This window comes from uncultured Paraglaciecola sp. (assembly GCF_913058035.1).
GTDB lineage: Bacteria > Pseudomonadota > Gammaproteobacteria > Enterobacterales > Alteromonadaceae > Paraglaciecola.
This window is the reverse complement of the sequence record NZ_CAJXPA010000014.1, coordinates 14367-32046: the sequence shown is the minus strand read 5'-3', so window position 1 is coordinate 32046 and position 17680 is coordinate 14367. Positions and strand designations below refer to the sequence as shown.

The 17680-nt window shown below is 42.6% G+C and carries 14 protein-coding genes; 9 read left to right on the top strand and 5 right to left on the bottom strand.

What is annotated here, in order from left to right:
• From QZ562_RS03570 to QZ562_RS03555, 4 genes are all read right to left on the bottom strand, one after another.
• Positions 1-1491 carry an NAD(P)/FAD-dependent oxidoreductase gene (locus QZ562_RS03570; RefSeq protein WP_293756984.1) on the bottom strand — a complete coding sequence of 497 codons (1491 nt, stop codon included), beginning with the start codon at positions 1489-1491 and terminating at the stop codon, positions 1-3.
• A 220-nt stretch (positions 1492-1711) separates the two neighbouring features.
• Positions 1712-2404 carry a Crp/Fnr family transcriptional regulator gene (locus tag QZ562_RS03565; RefSeq protein WP_293756982.1) on the bottom strand — a complete coding sequence of 231 codons (693 nt, stop codon included), beginning with the start codon at positions 2402-2404 and terminating at the stop codon, positions 1712-1714.
• A gap of 79 nt (positions 2405-2483) precedes the next feature.
• On the bottom strand, positions 2484-5057 hold the full coding sequence (locus tag QZ562_RS03560) for a TonB-dependent receptor (RefSeq protein WP_293756980.1): 2574 nt from the start codon (positions 5055-5057) through the stop codon (positions 2484-2486).
• Between the two features lie 195 nt (positions 5058-5252).
• Positions 5253-6674 carry an MFS transporter gene (locus QZ562_RS03555; protein WP_293756978.1) on the bottom strand — a complete coding sequence of 474 codons (1422 nt, stop codon included), beginning with the start codon at positions 6672-6674 and terminating at the stop codon, positions 5253-5255.
• 293 nt (positions 6675-6967) lie between these two features.
• Here QZ562_RS03555 and QZ562_RS03550 point away from each other — a divergent pair, with 293 nt between their 5' ends.
• The 4 genes from QZ562_RS03550 (at position 6968) to QZ562_RS03535 (ending at position 10489) form a co-directional block, all read left to right on the top strand.
• Complete coding sequence (locus QZ562_RS03550; RefSeq protein ID WP_293756976.1) at positions 6968-8413, top strand: carboxylesterase family protein; 1446 nt, start codon at positions 6968-6970, stop codon at positions 8411-8413.
• 6 nt (positions 8414-8419) lie between these two features.
• Positions 8420-8962, top strand: coding sequence for a GDSL-type esterase/lipase family protein (locus QZ562_RS03545; RefSeq protein ID WP_293756974.1), 543 nt, complete (start codon positions 8420-8422; stop codon positions 8960-8962).
• Between the two features lie 54 nt (positions 8963-9016).
• Positions 9017-9997: a CocE/NonD family hydrolase gene (locus QZ562_RS03540; protein WP_293756972.1), complete on the top strand. Its 981-nt coding sequence runs from the start codon at positions 9017-9019 to the stop codon at positions 9995-9997.
• A 162-nt stretch (positions 9998-10159) separates the two neighbouring features.
• Complete coding sequence (locus tag QZ562_RS03535; RefSeq protein WP_293756970.1) at positions 10160-10489, top strand: hypothetical protein; 330 nt, start codon at positions 10160-10162, stop codon at positions 10487-10489.
• Between the two features lie 118 nt (positions 10490-10607).
• On the opposite strand, the gene QZ562_RS03530 is transcribed toward QZ562_RS03535, so the two are convergent.
• Positions 10608-11258 carry a TetR/AcrR family transcriptional regulator gene (locus tag QZ562_RS03530; protein ID WP_293756968.1) on the bottom strand — a complete coding sequence of 217 codons (651 nt, stop codon included), beginning with the start codon at positions 11256-11258 and terminating at the stop codon, positions 10608-10610.
• A 313-nt stretch (positions 11259-11571) separates the two neighbouring features.
• On the opposite strand from QZ562_RS03530, the gene QZ562_RS03525 reads away from it, so the two are divergent.
• The 5 genes from QZ562_RS03525 (at position 11572) to QZ562_RS03505 (ending at position 16970) form a co-directional block, all read left to right on the top strand.
• Positions 11572-12975, top strand: coding sequence for an aldehyde dehydrogenase family protein (locus QZ562_RS03525; protein WP_293756966.1), 1404 nt, complete (start codon positions 11572-11574; stop codon positions 12973-12975).
• 29 nt (positions 12976-13004) lie between these two features.
• The gene (locus tag QZ562_RS03520; protein WP_293756964.1) at positions 13005-13826 is read left to right on the top strand and encodes an acetoacetate decarboxylase family protein; all 822 of its coding nucleotides are present in this window, start codon (positions 13005-13007) and stop codon (positions 13824-13826) included.
• Complete coding sequence (locus QZ562_RS03515; RefSeq protein ID WP_293756962.1) at positions 13823-14995, top strand: 3-hydroxyacyl-CoA dehydrogenase NAD-binding domain-containing protein; 1173 nt, start codon at positions 13823-13825, stop codon at positions 14993-14995. Before QZ562_RS03520 ends, QZ562_RS03515 begins: the two co-directional genes overlap by 4 nt.
• A 146-nt stretch (positions 14996-15141) precedes the next feature.
• The gene (locus QZ562_RS03510) at positions 15142-15945 is read left to right on the top strand and encodes an acetoacetate decarboxylase family protein (protein ID WP_293756960.1); all 804 of its coding nucleotides are present in this window, start codon (positions 15142-15144) and stop codon (positions 15943-15945) included.
• A 50-nt stretch (positions 15946-15995) separates the two neighbouring features.
• Entirely contained in the window at positions 15996-16970 is a 975-nt protein-coding gene (locus QZ562_RS03505) for a 3-hydroxyacyl-CoA dehydrogenase family protein (protein WP_293756958.1), read from the top strand.
• The last annotated feature ends 710 nt before the right edge of the window (positions 16971-17680 follow it).

Below are 17680 nucleotides of genomic sequence, written 5' to 3'. Positions count from 1 at the left end.
CTACTTATACACAAACAGTTTGTCGTCTAAATTGACTGAAGGTAGTGTGTCTTTTTCTGCCCAATAATCTTGGGTATGTTGCCAATCCGCTTTGTTGCCGCGTTTCGGCATCAAATGTAATGACCGCAGCATATAACCCGGGTTAAATTCTTCGGTATCGATCCAAGGCAACAACTCCATATCAGCGTCTTCATCTCGCAGTGTCATGGTGAGTTGTTTAACCTGTTTTTGGTCCATATGTGTTAACAATCGGCAGATGAAGTCGCCTATTAAATCAACTCGTAAGGTCCAACTAGCACGAAAATACCCCATTACCCACACCATATTAGGTACATCGGTAAACATCATGCCTCGATAGCCTACTTTCTCAGAAAAGTCGACAATCTTGCCGTCAACAGAAAACTCAATCCCACCTAAGACTGACAGGTTAAATCCTGTGGCTGAAATAATAATGTCAGCGTCAAGTTGTTCGCCCGACTGCAGCGCGATCCCCGTTTCGTTAAAACACTCAATTTGGTCTGTTTTAACGTCCACTTTACCTGAGCGAATTCCTGCAAAGATATCGCCTTCAGGCACAACCGCGATACGTTGTCTCCAAGGGGCATACTTGGGGGTAAAGTGTTTTTCCACATCAAAATCATCGTCCAAAAGCGCCGCTACGCCATCAATCAAACCTTTTTTGACTTCATTTGGATATTGAGTAGACAGTTGAATAAAGCCAGCCTGCTCTTGAAGTAACTGCTTTCGGGTTATTTCGTGTATCCATGCATCGTCAATCCCGATATCACGTAATTGATCCGTTAACGGGTTGTTATTTGGCCTTGGAATAAAATAGGTCGGAGAGCGCTGTAGCAATGTCACATGTTCGCAATCTTCCGCTATGTTAGGCGCTAAAGTGGCAGCTGTGGCACCGGAACCAATGATGACGACCTTTTTGTCTTTATAATGTAAATCCTTTGGCCAATCCTGTGGATGCACGAGCAAGCCTTGGTAATCATCTTTACCATTCCAATCAGGGGTATAACCTTTTTCGTGATTATAATAACCTTGGCACATCCATAAAAAGTGAGCGGTAATAAGGACGGTTTCTTTGCTGTCTTTTTTAAATGCAGTAATGGTCCAAAGTTGACTCACACTGTCCCAACTTGCACCAAGTACATGATGGTTGTAGCGAATATGCTGATCTATATGATTGTCAGCGATAACTTCGCCCATGTACTTCAAAATTTCAGCACCATTAGCAATAGGTGAACCTGTCCAAGGTTTAAATCGATAGCCAAAAGTGAATAAGTCACTGTCCGAACGAACGCCAGGATAGTTATGCGTTAGCCAAGTACCGCCAAAACTTTCCATGCCATCGAGTACACAAAAACTTTTGTCTGGTAGTTGTGTTTTCAAATGGTAAGCAGAGCCTATTCCTGATAAACCTGCACCGACTACCAGCACATCAAAATGTTCGACGTTATTGACATTGTTGTTAACCGCATTCATAAAATCACCTAATTCTTTAATCTATTCTTCTAATATTACTTCGGAAGCCGCGCTTCGGAAGCCGCGTTTTTGAAATCGCGGTCCAAGAGCCGTACTTTGGAAGCCAAGCTCCTGGAGCTAGGCTCTACGTGCCAATACTGGAGTATTGATAAATTACAACTAAAACCCGAGGCCAGCTGTCTCCTAGGTGACAATTTCGATGTCTACTTTGTAAAAACGTTTATTCGTTTTTGAACTGTGTTTTAGCTTTTAATGCCCGCATATTTTTGATCAAGTATTTCTGTCCGGTCAGAATCAAAATATCTTCATCTTCAAACTCTTTCACTATTTTGTTCACCCTTTGTCGCGAACCACGAGCCAGTTCAGCCAATTCTTGTTGAGTCATTTTTTTATCAATCAAAATACCTTCATTAGTTTGTATCCCATAATGTTGGGCAAACCATTGCAACCTTCCGGCTAACCTAGCAGCAAGCGGATAGAACAACATGCCACCCAATAGCTCACACATTTGTAAAGTTTTTTCGGCTTGTGCCAAAAACAAGTTTTGATAAATAACAGGGTGTTCTTCAGCGAGTGTTTTTACGACTCGTTTGGGGATTTGAATAATGCTTGAGTTATCCAGCACTTGCGCTTCAAACATCCTAGCTGGTTGGTTAGTTAGGGTAAATTCTCCTAGCCAGGCGTTACATGAAAACTCGGTGATCGCAAACTCTTGTCCGTGAATACTGCTAATTTTTATGCGAACAAACCCCGATACCACAGCGTAAACAAACTCTCCTTCTTCACCCAATCGATACAGATACTTTTTTTGATCGAAACGCTTTAATCTTGCCGCCTCGATTAATGTCTCAAAGGCAGATTCAGGTGCACCATTAAACCAAGGGCATCGCCTGATGACAGTTTCAAAATTCATAGTTAAGCCAAGGGGTGATTTTTACTGTCAAAAGTTAATAAGAGAGCCCTACAAATGGGCTCTCTTGAAGCGCTATGTGTTAATAAAAGCTATAACGAACTTGCAAACCGTACGAGATGGGATCGGACAGCTCGACATTCTGCAAACGTGTCACTGTAGAAGGTGTTGTGTAGCGTAAAATATCGCGTTCATCAGCGGCATTTCTCACAAAGGCGGCTACCTCAAAAGCTTCACTTTCAGATGTCCAGCTTAGGCGAGCATCGATACGGTCATAACTATCGACTTGATCCCAGTCACTGCGATTAAAAGACCGAGAGTATTGTTCACCCACATAAGAATAGCCCGCCGTTAACAATACTCTACCCATGCCATTCAGCTCAAAAAATTGAGTGGCAGACACTGAGAATTTGTTTTCAGGTGCCATATTCAATTGGTTACCTGACAGATCCTGAACATCACATTCGCCTAAAATGGCGCAGGCGGTGGAATCAACCGCTGTATAGTTATCGTATTCTGAATGGGTATAAGAATAGGTCGTCATAATACGGAAATCTGGGGTCAACCAAGCCTGTAATTCTGCCTCAAACCCCATGACTGTAGCTTGTGCTGCATTATCAAATGCGGCGGTAGTAACTCCCCCTTCGGTGACTGTCGAAAGCACTTGCAGATCAGCATAATCGTAATAATATGCCGCTAAAGAAAGGTTAACATTATTGTCATATAACGATTTTTTATAGCCGACTTCAAATGCAGTTAATTCTTCTGGATCAACCACGTCTACTGGTGCTGCTGTCGCTGCACCCAGGTTGAAACCACCAGAGCGATATCCGGTAGATATGTAGCCATAAACAAACGTATCTTTGTCAACATTCCAATCAGCCTGTAAACGCCAAGTGACTTTGTTCCAACTGTCATCAACTAAATGCTGATTTTTAGGCACGGATAAGTAAGCAAATACATCATCTGACCCCGTTTTTTCATCGTTTGAATAACGCAGACCTGCGGTTAAAGTGAGCGCATCATTGACTTGGTATTCTAGTTGACCATATAAAGCAGTAGCAGTCGTTTCGAGCTCATTTTGTCCATAATACAAAAAGCCACCATCACCATTAGCCGTCGCTTCGAAAGGCGCGCCAATGAGTGAAGAATAAAACTGATACAATCCTGGCTGAAAACCTGGAAAACCTAAGAAAGTACCACTGTCGGCAGGCAAACCAAGCTCAGGGGGGAAACCACCATAATTTGCAGCAATAGCATCGCCCTGCATTAAGCCAAAACCACGCTCAACAAAGTCGCTATATTGACTCTCTTCACTATTAAAATAGTACACACCAGCAATAAAATTTAAGGCACCATCGTAGTTGGATACTACCTGTAATTCATGAGATGTGAACTCACCTGATTGGACCACACTAGCGGTCATATCTGAGGCAAGTGTAATAGGTGCGCCAGTTAATGGATTGGGTAAATAGACCCCACCTGGAATGCCAACCAATGTAGTGACTTGTCTAAACATTTCCGAAAAATTCATACCTCCAAAGGCTGCATTTGACACATCACCATCAGCAATAGAGTCATAAGTAAACTCATTGTCGCCATAGGTGTATTTAAATTCCAGTTCATCTAATGTCAATGTGCTAATGAAAGTTAAGCGTTTTGTTTCCACATCTTGTTGACCTAAAAAATCAACATTGGTTTGATTAATATCGTTCACTGCCGGATTGGCAATGGTGTATCCCGACACATGATTAAGCGCATTTGAACCTGTAAAAATCCCAGGTAAAGGACCCTCACCAAGATTGACAAAGTCTGTTGGGTAAGCATCACCTAAATAACCAGGTGACGGATTTTCGCTGCGATCATAATTCATGTAACGCAAAGTACTGGTAAAGTTTTCAGTCCAATCCGCTTTTAAGGTAACTGAATAATAAGTTCGATCTCTATTATCTAGGTCGCCAACATCAGCCGCTAAGTTTTCTTGTAGTGCATCACGCTCCATTTTAGACAACGTAGCGATAGCTGAAAATGTTTCACCAAGTGGCCCCGTTACTTGACCTTGCGTCACTAAATAACCGTCATTGCCCGCTTCTAAGTTAACGTAACCACCCAATTCTCTTTGGGGCTCTTTACTGATGACATTAATTGCGCCGCCTACAGCATTTCTGCCATACAACGTACCTTGAGGTCCACGCAGCACTTCAATACGCTCTATGTCACAAAAATTACAATAATCAAAAATACCATTTTCGGTGTTGTATACACCATCGGTATATATGCCAACACCAGGGTCAGAGCCTAGTGCAGTGTTAGGTCGTCCCACCCCTCGTATGGATATTCTACTAGAAGAAATAATTAATGAAGGAGAATATTGCACCAAATCTTGGCTACCATCAATATTCATCTGCGCCATGCTTTCTTCACTAAATGCACTGACCGCTTGACCTGTTTCCATCAGTGATGTAACACGTTTTGTGGAGGTAATTTGAATCACTTCTATGCCTGATGATTCATTTGCTGTGGCAGCTTCTTGGGCCAAGACCGTTGAACTTGTACTAATACAAATCAATGCAAAGGCCAAAGGAGTAAGTTTAAAAGCTATTTGATTAAAAGCTAATCGATTAAAAGCAGTGTGTTTATGAGTATTCAGGACCATAGTGTTTCCCCGTCTTTTTAATTATGTTTAGATTTCAGTGTTAAGTCAGTTGGCTTAGCTTCTTTGCGGGGCCATTTGTGTAGTTCTTTGCACAGTCATCTGTGCAGCTCTTTGTGAAAATCTTTGTTTAGCTCTTCGCACAGTCATTTGTGCAGCTCTTTGTGTAATTCTTTGTGTAATTCTTTGTGTAGTTATTTATGTGGTTTTTTGTGCCGAAAGTTGGTCAGAAATTTCTGCATGTCGTGTTTTGTTTAAATCGTATTTTGTGGCGATATACGCAGCGATGAGATAAATCACAAAAGGCAAAGGCCCTGCAATTAAACCTAAGTTGAAAATGGTTTGCTCAGTGACCATCGATACATCCACCTGTTTTGGAAAAGCGATCAGGTCGAGCCCGATGCCAGCAAACAAAGTACCTAGTCCGAAAGTGGCTTTTTGAGCAAACGAATTGGCCGCAAAAAATAGACCTTCCTGACGTTTACCTGTATTGCTTGCATGTAAGTCAGCAATATCTGCCAACATAGAGCCGATGACTATGCCTGCAGCAATAAAGAAGCTATAACCAACTACATAAGTCGCAAAAAGTATTGGCATAATTAATGGAGAGCCGTTTTCAGGCATAACGCTTAACAAACGTAAATATATAGGGCTAAAACTAAAGATTGTTGCCACCAGTAAGCAGGCAACTAAGCTGGGCATTTTATCAATACGTTTAGACAATACTGGGGCAATAATAGATGCCGGTATTAAGCCCACTATTATGGTCAGCGTTAATAAAGATATTTCAGCCGTGGATAGTTCAAAAAAGTAACTACCGATATACAACATAAAAGTTGCCCCTGCCCCACCAGCAATCATTGTCATGATCTGTACTGTAAAGATAATCCGAAAGGGTCTTAACTTCAGCGCTTCGGCAAAGGCCTTAAAGCTGCGGCTCAAATCTACTTTCTTTTGATTTTCAGGTGCTTTAGGTAAGTATGGAATTGTGTGTTTGGTGCCAAGAATACAAAGGATCATTGCCACAAAAGCGATGCTCCCCGCTAGCGCACCTAAGCTACTGTAACCTTCAACATTTAACATACCATTTGGATAGGTTTCAGATGCTTTAAAAAACGAATTAAGAGCTACAACGGATAAAGTGATACCGCCCACAAAACCTAAAAAGGTGCGATAACTGACTATTTTAGTGCGCTCTTGATAGTCTTGGCTTAATTCTGCTCCCAAGGCATTGTGAGGCACATTAAACATTGTTAACAAAATTCTTACAACGATAGACCAGCCCAACAACCACAAAAACAGCCCATCAGGATCAAGACCGACCGGCGGTGAAAAAAGCATATACAGTGATATCGGGAAAGGAATAACCGCAGCTATCATAAAGGGATGACGACGCCCCCATTTCGAATGCCAGTTATCAGAAATGTCACCCATTAAAGGATCAGTGATTGCATCAAACAGCAATGCTATCAACGCAGCAAACCCAGCCATAATGGCGGGCATGCCCAAGACCTGACTGAAATAGAAAACCACAAATGACTGAAATGCAGTGTCTTTGACGCCTTGCGACATCTGACCCACTCCATAAGCTGTTTTTGTAAAAAAGGTTAACTTCAACATTATTCTCTCTCAAAATATTTTATAGCTGCGTCGCTTATAATGTTTTAACGATGCAACGATTAGAATTTGAACTTACAGTATGTTAATTTTACTTACAAGAATTATTTAACAAATTTAACATTAATTTAGCAATTTAAATTTTAGATTTTATTTGGATTAATATGTTGATTGCACCAAACTTGAACTTTTGGTATGTTTTATTTCTTCAGGGTTTCTTGGTGTGGTGAATTAACATTAATATTCATAAATTTTTAGGACTTGATTATTCATCATCAATAGCTGCTCAAACGCGGTTGCAAACAAAGTTGCAAACGCGATGGCATCCGCGATGGCATCCTTCTGTTGTAGGAACTGAGTTTTCAAAGCAAATAGGCAAAGTGGGTCCTATTGCACCTCAGCTTCCATCCGTTAACCCAATATCTAGTAACCCAGTGAAGCAATTAAATCAAAATGAAGACTGTTTAAACCTTAATATCTTCTCACCCGGCATAGATAAAAACTTGCCAGTTATGGTTTGGATACATGGAGGTGGTTTTCAAGGTGGTAGTGGGTCGTTAACTGAATACGAGGGCACAAAATTAGCAAGTTCTGGCAATATCGTTGTGGTATCAATCAATTATCGATTGGGAAGTTTAGGATTTTTGAGGCTTTGCGACATTAGCCATGGTGTTATCCCATCAACCGGTAATGAAGGACTCGGTGACCAGATAACCGCGTTAAAATGGATACAAAACAACATCCACTATTTTGGTGGAGACAAAAATAACGTCACCATATTTGGAGAATCCGCGGGAGCTATGAGCATTGCATGTTTGTTGGCATCTGGCGCAGCTAATACGTTATTTCACAAGGCTATTTTACAAAGTGGTGCTGGCCATACTTATTCTTCTATAGAAAAAGCTAACAAGGTTGCTGCCGAGTTTGTTAATAGTGCCAACCAGTTGGGTTTTACGCTGCAACAATTTCCCAGTTTAAGCAGTGCAGAGTTATTGAAAATACAAGCGCACTTTTTAGCACGGCCAGAAGTCTTCCAACAATTTGGTATTTTACCTTTTACCCCTGTGATTGAAAATCAATTATTGCCGCTTCCACCCCATGAGGCAATTGCTCAAGGCAGTGCCAAAGATATCATTATCATTGCTGGCACAAACACCGATGAATGGACTTTTTTTGCCGCTTTACTGCAGCAAAACATATCGTCGAAAGAAACATTGCATAGCGCTCTTTGTCTATTAATTGAGGCTGAGGATATTGACAAATGTTTGATACAAATAAGCCAGCAACTCATCAGTCGGAGCCGCCCTACGAGTTACCAAAATCAACTAAGCGAAATGTATTGTGAATATTGGTTTACACAACCTTGCCATCGACTCTTGAGTAACCAAATAAAAGCGGGGGGACGTGCCTATCGATATCAATTGGGGAGGCGCTCGCCAATCGAAAAATTTGGCTGTACTCATGCGGCTGATATTGGCTATGTATTTGGCACAACAGATCAACGTTTTCATGGCCAGACGTCAAGAGTGGTGCAATTGGTTAATGAAATACAAAGCAGTTGGACGGCCTTTGCTCATAATGGCAGTCCTGCAACATTAAAAAACCCATGGCCAAGTTATGATGACGATTTTTGTTTTATGTTGTTTGATCATCAGCATAGTCACTTAACTGCACACAAATCGGTTCCCAAATCCATTGATTTTTGGTCGCGTATCAGCGACCAAAAACTGGCCTCTTTTTAATCCATTATGGCTAATTATACTCGCCCAATTCATTACGACATTGTCATGATTGGTAGCAGTATCTTTGAATTCTGGGGCTCCCCACAATGGGGGCAACTTTCAATATCTAACCAGGCCATTCGCAGCACCACCACTGAGTTTTGGTTAGATTACGATTTAAGCACCTTACCCACGGCTAAACACATCTTGGTTTACTGTGGCAGTAACGACCTTATTTTTGGCAATAACAGTGAACAGATTATGGCTAATCTTCATGGTTTAATCACCAACTTGTCTGTTCAGTTTCCAAAATCTCAAATAGGTTATTTTTCAATTCTACAATGTCCACAGAAACAAGCCGCTAGACAATTACCCATTATCGAAAAGATTAATACCCATATGCGTAAACAAACTGGCGAGCAATACCATTATTTTGAATTTAATGAGGCCCTGCGTAACCAAGCCAAGTGGTTTGCTGACGATGGCCTGCACTTAACCCCTGATGCATATGAAATGCTCAACAAATTTTACCAACCTGTCATCGAAAGATGGGTGAGGGAAGCACTGTAAAACAAGACCTATTTGTCCAAAAGCAGATTACTAATTACTTTCTAAAGGATCGTTATGTTCAATATAAATGACCAAACAAAACCACTTATGTCTTTACTGCTGTTTTGTATGACATTGACTTTTAGCAGCTTAAGTGCGGCAACAAACATCAAAGATGTTGTTCACGAGGAAGTCACTATCTGGAGTCAGGGGGTGCGCCTTGCAGCTGATATATACAAGCCCAAAGGGCTAACCGCCACACAAAAACTACCCGGTATATTATTAGTTCCTGGATGGGGTGGCAGCAAAGAGAATTTAAAAAAGAATTATGGCCCCCATTTTGCGGAACTTGGTTTTATTGTGCTCGCTTTTGATTATAAAAGCTGGGGCCAAAGTGATGGCCCTATTGTGCCCACTGATGCATTGCCTCATTCAGAGGAGGCAGCAAAGCTTGATATCAATGTCACCCATATTCGAAAAGTGGTTGAGCCATTTTCTATGTTAGCCGATGTACGGGCTGCTTTATATTATCTTGGTGGGGAGCCTCAGGTCATGCCTAATAACCTAGGTATATGGGGTACTAGCCTCGGTGCCGGGTTGGCTATGGTGATGGCTGCTAGTGATGACCGTATTAAGGTATTGGTTGATCAGATGGGACCGGTAAATTATGTGCATAATCTTCGGGAAATGCCTATAGCTATGGCTAGAAAAATAGAAACATTAACCGCACGTGGAATACTGCCACCCTACCCTGACGCGACCATGGCTAAAAACCCTGCGCTTAAAGGTTATCCTAACTGGGCAGCGATGAAACGCTTCAACCCGATGCATTATGTCGACCAATTAAACGTTCCCACGTTAATTATTGATGCGGAAAATGAAACATTATTTGACCGCTCTCAAAATGGCGTTCTGTTGCACAAAAGCATTAAAGGGCGTTTGGAAACTAAGTACATTGCCTATCCAGGCGGACATTACGACCTGTACAAAGGTGATAATCAAAAAGCAGCGTTTAAAGAAACGGCGGTTTGGTTGGTTAAGTATTTAAAGCCTTAAAAATAAGAATTCAGCCGCTAATGCGGCCTATATTTCCAAGCACTTATAGCGTTTGACACAACAGATGTTGGCATTAATAAACAGGGTCTAAAAGTCATTAGTTTAGGTCGCCCACTTTTTGATAAAGAGGGTGACGGTTCGAGTGTTTCAGAAATTTACAATATGTTTAATCCATACAAACTTGATGAAAAGTTACTGCCCATAGAGCATAAATTTGAAGATAATTTTGAGCCATTACCGGAATGCCTAATGACCTCAATTTATTCCAAAGCCGACGGCACTGTGCAGTGGAAAGTGAGTTTATTGCCACAAGGTAAATTAACTCAGAACATCCAGGTCGACTGCTCTCACTGTGGAATGGCGACTGCTCCAGCAGTCATTTATTTATTAACTCGTTTAGTTGAGCAATCTTCTCTCGAAAAATTCACTCCTTATATACTAGAGAAAATTTTTTTAAAAGGGGAGTTCGAATCCGAAGTATCAAACATCTAATTTTTGTAAAAATTTCTTTTTAAAATATAAATAAAAACGTGAAGAGTTTCAGATGACTGCAAACAATGATCTTCCTCGCTATTTAGACTCATTATTATTTAGCCGCTTAAAAGCCCGTTTAACCTTCTTTTAACAGCATACCCACTAACATTTCAGCGTGTCGTATTATCGACTCCTCTGATATAGGGTTAAATCCAAATAGCATTTTACATTCCGACTCAAACGAAAAAATGGTCGCACTGGCACTGACCATAATGTAATACCAGTGGGCAAATTGCTGGTCGGTGAGTTTGAGTTCTTTGGCAATGTATTTCTTGATTTTAGTGACGCTTGGACGTACATGTATGTCGGTAAGGTAGTGAATTCGCCAACTGTCTTGTCGCGCTTCCTGACTCATTAGGCGACTTAATTCAGGATGTTCGGCGTAATAACGTACATGAAAACGAATCAATAATGCAACGCTTTCACGTTTAGACACCTCTTTGATAATCACTAGGCGTTGCTCCAGTGCCACATTTAATGCCTTAAATATATTGTCCGCAACCGCCTTCCACAGTTCATCCTTGCCGCCAAAGTGGTAAGCCAACATGCCACGATTTACTTTGGCTGCGGTTTCAATATCTCTTGCCGAAATCGCGTCAAATCCTTGCTCAGCGAACATTGGCGTTGCGGCGTTCATTAAATCGGTGCGCGCAGTTTCTGTTCGCTCCTGAATACGACGACTGCGCTTAGGAGCTGCACTTTCATTTTTAATTGTATTTTTAGTCATATGACACCTATTTAAAACAAGGATTATTTTAGCAATGAAAATACTGCAGGAGTTAACACTTTTCAACTCTAAACTTGTTTATATGCAGACATTATTAAAAATATATTCTCCAATTAAATTTTTAATAAACTTAATTCTGCAGTAAATACAATTTTTAACTTAAAAACATTATCAAGTTATCAACTTAAGCCCACATATACACGAACATGAGCATGTTTTATTAGATAAAACCAGTTGACTGACAGGTTTTATATTGATAGATTTTTAATTACTTTAGGTTTGCTACAACAATAAATTGAATCGGGTAAATAAAATGACGGTTTATCGGTTACTCATAAACGGCGAACTTATCGCTGGTGATAATACCATGGCGGTAATGAATCCGGCCGACGAAACGCTGGTGGCAAATAGCCCTCACGCTTCTCTCAATCAATTAAATCAAGCTGTCGCTGCGGCTAAGGCGGCATTTCCCGATTGGAGTGCAACACCAATGGCCACTCGGCAAGCCTTGCTTGCCAAGGTTGCTGAGGTGGTAGAAGCCCATGCCCAAGAGTTAGGCGAATTGTTAGTACAAGAACAGGGCAAGCCGATTGCTGATGCAGTGATAGAAGTGCATGGCTTTGTGACTTTTTGCCGATATTTTTGCGAGCTAACGTTACCCGTTAGAATATTAGAAGACAGTACGCAGCGCCGCGTAGAAGTTCATGCAAAACCATTAGGTGTGATTGCGGCCATGGTGCCTTGGAATTTCCCATTGATATTAATGGCCTTTAAATTATCGCCCGCTTTGATAGCCGGTAATACCATGGTGTTGAAACCCGCGTCGACCACCCCGTTAAGTACTTTGCGTATCGGTGAGTTAATTAAAGATATTTTACCCGCCGGTACCCTGAATATTATTACCGACAATAACGAACTGGGCGCACCGCTGACGGCCCATCCCGATGTCAATAAAGTTTCGTTCACTGGCTCTACGGCGACCGGTTCAAAAGTTATGGCGGGAGCCGCCGATTTGATTAAACGCATTACGCTAGAACTCGGTGGTAACGATGCGGCAGTGATCATGGCGGATACCAAACTTGATGATGCGCTCCCCAAAATATTTGGAGCAGCCTTTCATAACGCAGGTCAAATTTGTATCGCGGTTAAACGCCTGTATGTACACGACAGTATTTACGACGATGTTTGTGATCGGTTGGCAGTCATGGCCGATGGCGTTGTGATAGGCAATGGTATGGCAGAGACTACCACCATGGGCCCGTTACAAAATGCGTTGCAATATAACAAGGTGAAAGCGCTGATTGCAGAATCCCAATCTCATGGCATTCAAATCACGACTAAACAAACAGTGCCCGGTACAGGTTATTTTATTCGCCCAACTTTATTTAAAGACATTAGCGAAGGGACACGCTTGGTCGACGAAGAGCAATTTGGCCCAGTGTTGCCCATTATTCGCTATCACGATGAAGAGGCGCTATTGGTCAGTATAAACTCGAGTATTTTTGGCTTGGGTGCTTCGGTATGGGGCGAGAATAGCAAAGCGGTTTATCACTTGGCCAATCAAATAGATGCAGGAACTGTTTGGATAAATAAACATGGCGAGCTAGATCCAGCAATTCCCTTTGGTGGTGCCAAGCAATCGGGCTTTGGCAGTGAATTAGGTGAGTCAGGGTTGGCCGAATTTACCCAAACTAAAATCATTAATATCGCGAAATAAAAATAACTACATAAAAAAGAGCGCCAGAGATGTTTACCCCAAGCCCTAATAAGTTATACACCATGCCAGCACACTTTGGTGAAAGTGATCATAATCAGCAAGATACCGTCCCCAATGGGTGGTATCACGATGTCACAGTTATTGCGGTGCCATATATTACCGACAGAGAAGCAATCGCGCGGTATTTACCAGCCGGATTTGAGCCCACATCGGTTCCGGTGATCACCGTTTATTACTGTTGTAATAAGCAAGTCGATTGGCTTGCGGGTCATGGTTATAACATGATCGGTGTGAATGCTTCAGTGATCTTTAAAGGCAAGAATGAAACCCTAGAAGGCTCATATTGTTTAGCCATTTGGGAAAATTTAACCGACCCCATTTTGCGCGGCCGTGAGGTGCAGGGGATACCAAAAGTGTTTGCTGATATTCCAGAGCATTCAGAGCGATTAGGAAAACTGGCCACCAACGCCAGCCATTTTGGTCATAAGATTGTTGATCTTTCTATTAAAAACTTAACCGCGTTAAGTGCTCAAGAAATGACAGCAATGATACAAAGCCAGCTCGGAAAAGATCATCCAATGGCGTGCCGATACTTGCCAAATATTGGCGTGGATGGGGCGGCACTGAACGAGGTTACTACGTTTCCAAGTGAAAGTTTTCATCGTGAAGTTTTTGTGGGCGAAGGCGAGGTGGATTGGCACAGTCTTACTTGGCAGCAAAACCCGACTCAGTTTCAGATTGTTAATGCCATCGCTGCGTTGCCAATTATTTCGTACTTACCCTCTGTGGTGACAAAAGGCAGTGTGAATTTAACCTTAACGGATCGCCCAACGCGAGTACTTAATGTATGACTCTCCCTGAAATAAAAACCGTTTGCTTTGTCGGCAGTGGCACTATGGGGTGTTACAACTCACTTATCGCTGCGTTGGCAGGTTATCAAGTGATTTTGTACGATGTGTCAGCGCAAAATTTAGCGGCTACTGATTCGAAATATACACAACTTGCAGAACCGATGTTAGCGGCGGGTACGATAAGCCAGCAAGATTTTACGCTGGCTATGCAACGAGTGACCTTAAGTGGTGATGCGACAACGGCATTAGGCTCGGCAGATTTAGTCAGTGAATCGGTGTTTGAACAGCGAGATTTAAAACGCAAAGTGCTTAAAGTCATAGAGAATCATTGCCAACCCCACTGCATCATCACCACTAATACGTCAGCATTGTTAGTTTCTGAACTGGATTCGGCACTTGAGGATGGCGGTCGATTCGCAGCGCTTCATTCTTACCTTAGCATTCCATTAATGGATATTGTGGGTGGCCCACGGTGCGAGACCAAAACATTGCAGACGTTAGTGCGCTATGTGAAAAGTCTACATTGCCAGCCGTTGTTGTTGAATAAAGAATATCCGGGCTATTTACTCAATGCATTATTAGGCTCTTTTCTTACCGGCGCAATTTTATTGGTCGCTAATGGTGAGGGCACTATTGAAGAAATTGATCGCGCTTGGTTAGCTCATAGTAATGGTGCGATGGGGCCTTTTGGCTTAATGGATTATATCGGTATAAAAGTAATCTATGACAGTTGGGCGGATGAAAAAACAGAAGCCTACGAGCAAGTTATTTCTAAACGAGTCAGCGCCTATTTAAAACCTTTTGTGCAACGAGGTGATCTGGGTATGAGAACAGGAAAAGGTTTTTATGGCTACCCACATGCCAGTTGGCAGGCACCTGAGTTTACGCAAAACAAGGATATACCTAAACGACTTTATAAGGCGTTAAGCACGGCCATCATACAACGGGCCATTTTGGTATATGACGCGGGTGTCGCCGATCGGGAGATGATTGATCAAACTTGGGTGACCGGCGTTTCAATTGCAAAAGGACCGTTCACCATGCTTAGCGAATGGGGTGTTACAGAATTTGATGCATTATCAAAGACAACACAGGCTGCCATTGCGTTATGTTCAGAAGAGCAAGTGAACGCCATTCAAGGATTTATCGACATCGCCCCTCAGCCATAGCTAAGCGGGCATAAGTTTTAATGATTGTGCCTAATCTTGATTCGGAGTTTCTATGGCACTTTGAGGGCGTTAGCGCCATAGGAGAATACTTGTAATGCAAGCTTTCCTTAAAAATATTTATCACAATAAAATGATGGGTGATTATCATGTTTTTTGATCCAAATGAAGAATATCTCATGCCCGTTTTTTTCGGCCCTATTCCTCGCAAGGTGATAGGCAGAAAATATAACGATGTCACCAGCATTATTGTCTCTTATCTCACCGACCGCGAGCAGCTTGCTAAATATATTCCGGCGCCATTTGAGGTGGGGGAATTGCCGATTATTACTGTTTCATATGCCTGCAACAAAGGGGTTGAATGGCTGGCCGGCCGGTCTTATAACCTGATCGGCGTCAATGCTTCGGTGAAGTTCAAGGGCAAAGAGGACCAATTGGAAGGGGCTTTAACCCTGGCTATGTGGGAAAACCTTACCGATCCTATCCTAACCGGTCGTGAAATTAAGGGGATCCCCAAAATCTATGCGGATATACCTGATCACCAGATTAGCAATGGTCAGTGGCGGGCCAATGCCAGCCATTTTGGCAACCAAATTCTCAAAATAAGCGCCGATAATCTTACCCCCCTGAGTGAAAAAGATATTGCTGAAGCGAAAAAGTCGATGCAGGGAAAAGACAATTGGATGGGATACAAATACATCCCGAATCCAAATGGCGTTGGCCCCGCAGTGAGTTACCCCACCCTTTTCCCATCTGAGAATATCGCCACAGAGGTTTGGCTTGGACAGGGAGAGGTTCACTGGGAGCACCTAAGCTGGGAGCAAAATCCAACACAATTTCACATTATTAATGCTTTGGCGGATTTGCCAAATCTGGGGGTTATTTACACGGCCGTTACCAAAGGCACCACAGAACTGGAGCCAGCTGGAAAACTCATTCGAGAGTTAAAATAGCCTTTGTTATAGGGCTGATAGCATCAACCCCTAAAAAGAGATTAATAAAAATGAATCAACAAGATAGCCAAGCTGCGATTAAAAACAAAAACATTCAGCAAGTGACCATTTTGGGGCAGGGAGTCATGGGAGTCGACATCGCCCTTACGTTTGCTATCGCAGGGTATGACGTTACGGCAGTGGATCTTTTTGAGACGCAACTGGTAAAGGCGGCAAAAAGAGCAGAAGCCAATTGTATGCAGATGGTCGCAGGCGGTCTCCTCGATAAAGAGCAGGCTCAGAGTGCGCTGCAGCGTATCAATCGCTCAATGGATTGGGATGCCGCCATTTCCAAGGCAGACTTCATCATGGAGGTCATTCCTGAGGATATGGCTCAAAAAAAAGCGCTTTTTACCCGCTGCGACAAGCTCTGTGCCCCGGAGGTGATCATCGCCTCTAATACCTCTTCCATGAGTATTACTCGCATTGCCGAGCAGATGAAATATCCCCAAAGAGCAATCACTGCGCACTGGACCATCCCTGGTCATTTAAGTCCTTTGGTGGAGCTTGTGTCTGGTGTGCAGACCGCCAAAGCGACAGAAGAAAAAGCAATGACGCTGTTTCAGGAGATGGGAAAACACCCCGTGATCTGCAAAGACACCCCCGGTTTCATCCATAATATTCTCCAAGGGGCACTGATCGGAGCAGCCATGGGCCTGATGGATGCGGAAATTGCCACCGCCGAGGAGATCGATAATGTCGTCAAAAACGGCTTTGGGCTGAGACTGCCTAGCGTAGGACCCATTCAATTCATGGACATGGTCGGGCTTGATTCAATCGCTAATGTTGGGGAGTATCTCGCTGAGGCGTTTGATGACCCAAATTATAGATCGCACCAACGCATCCGCGATAAAGTCCAACAAGGCGATCTGGGCGTTAAAACCGGTAAAGGTTTTTTTGAATACCAACATGCCGATTCAAATAAGTTCTGGGAAAAGGTCAACGATGGGATCATCAGAACGTTGAAAGCAAATAAGCGGAATTAAAAATTGTCATCAAAGACTTTCATCAAATTTGGATATAAATGGCATGCAAGGGATAGCTCGATGGCAGTTTTCGTTGGCTGATGAGGCCGACTATTTAAGATCCAAAAGTGCCATTACATCAGTGCTGCCGTATGCCGTGTCATTTGAATGACAGCCGCTTTGGTAGTCGATTAATAATAATTGTTCATGCGCGGATAGGTGATCCCATTGACCGATACAATATTCACGATACGTGAAGGTTCATTAGCTTTTCCAGCGAATCGTAATGTCGGTAATAAAAGTTTGCTAGAAAGGAAATAGATTTCACATTTAAATCCATGGCCTTATCCCAACCCGACTCGGGAAATTCTTCAAGCCGCGATCCCTTAATGCACCTGAATTATTGATCAGCATCTCATCTGCAAAAGGATCAACCCCAGCCATGGTTGATAAATCAGATTGAATGGCTATGCAAACACCAAAAACGGATAATTCAGCGGCGGTTTGCTGTGGCTGCTCAAATTAGCGCGCGGTGATGCAGGTTTTAACGCCGTTTTCAACAAAGCCACGGGCAATCATTGCGCCTATTCCGCTTCAACCACTGGTAACCACTGCGACTTTTCCAGCAACCGAAAATAAATTATTCATAGTATAAGCCCTGTTGTTCATAAAACGCTTACTTTGAAGCGCTTGGAGTGAGGTCGCATTATGTTAGAGTTTTATGATGAATG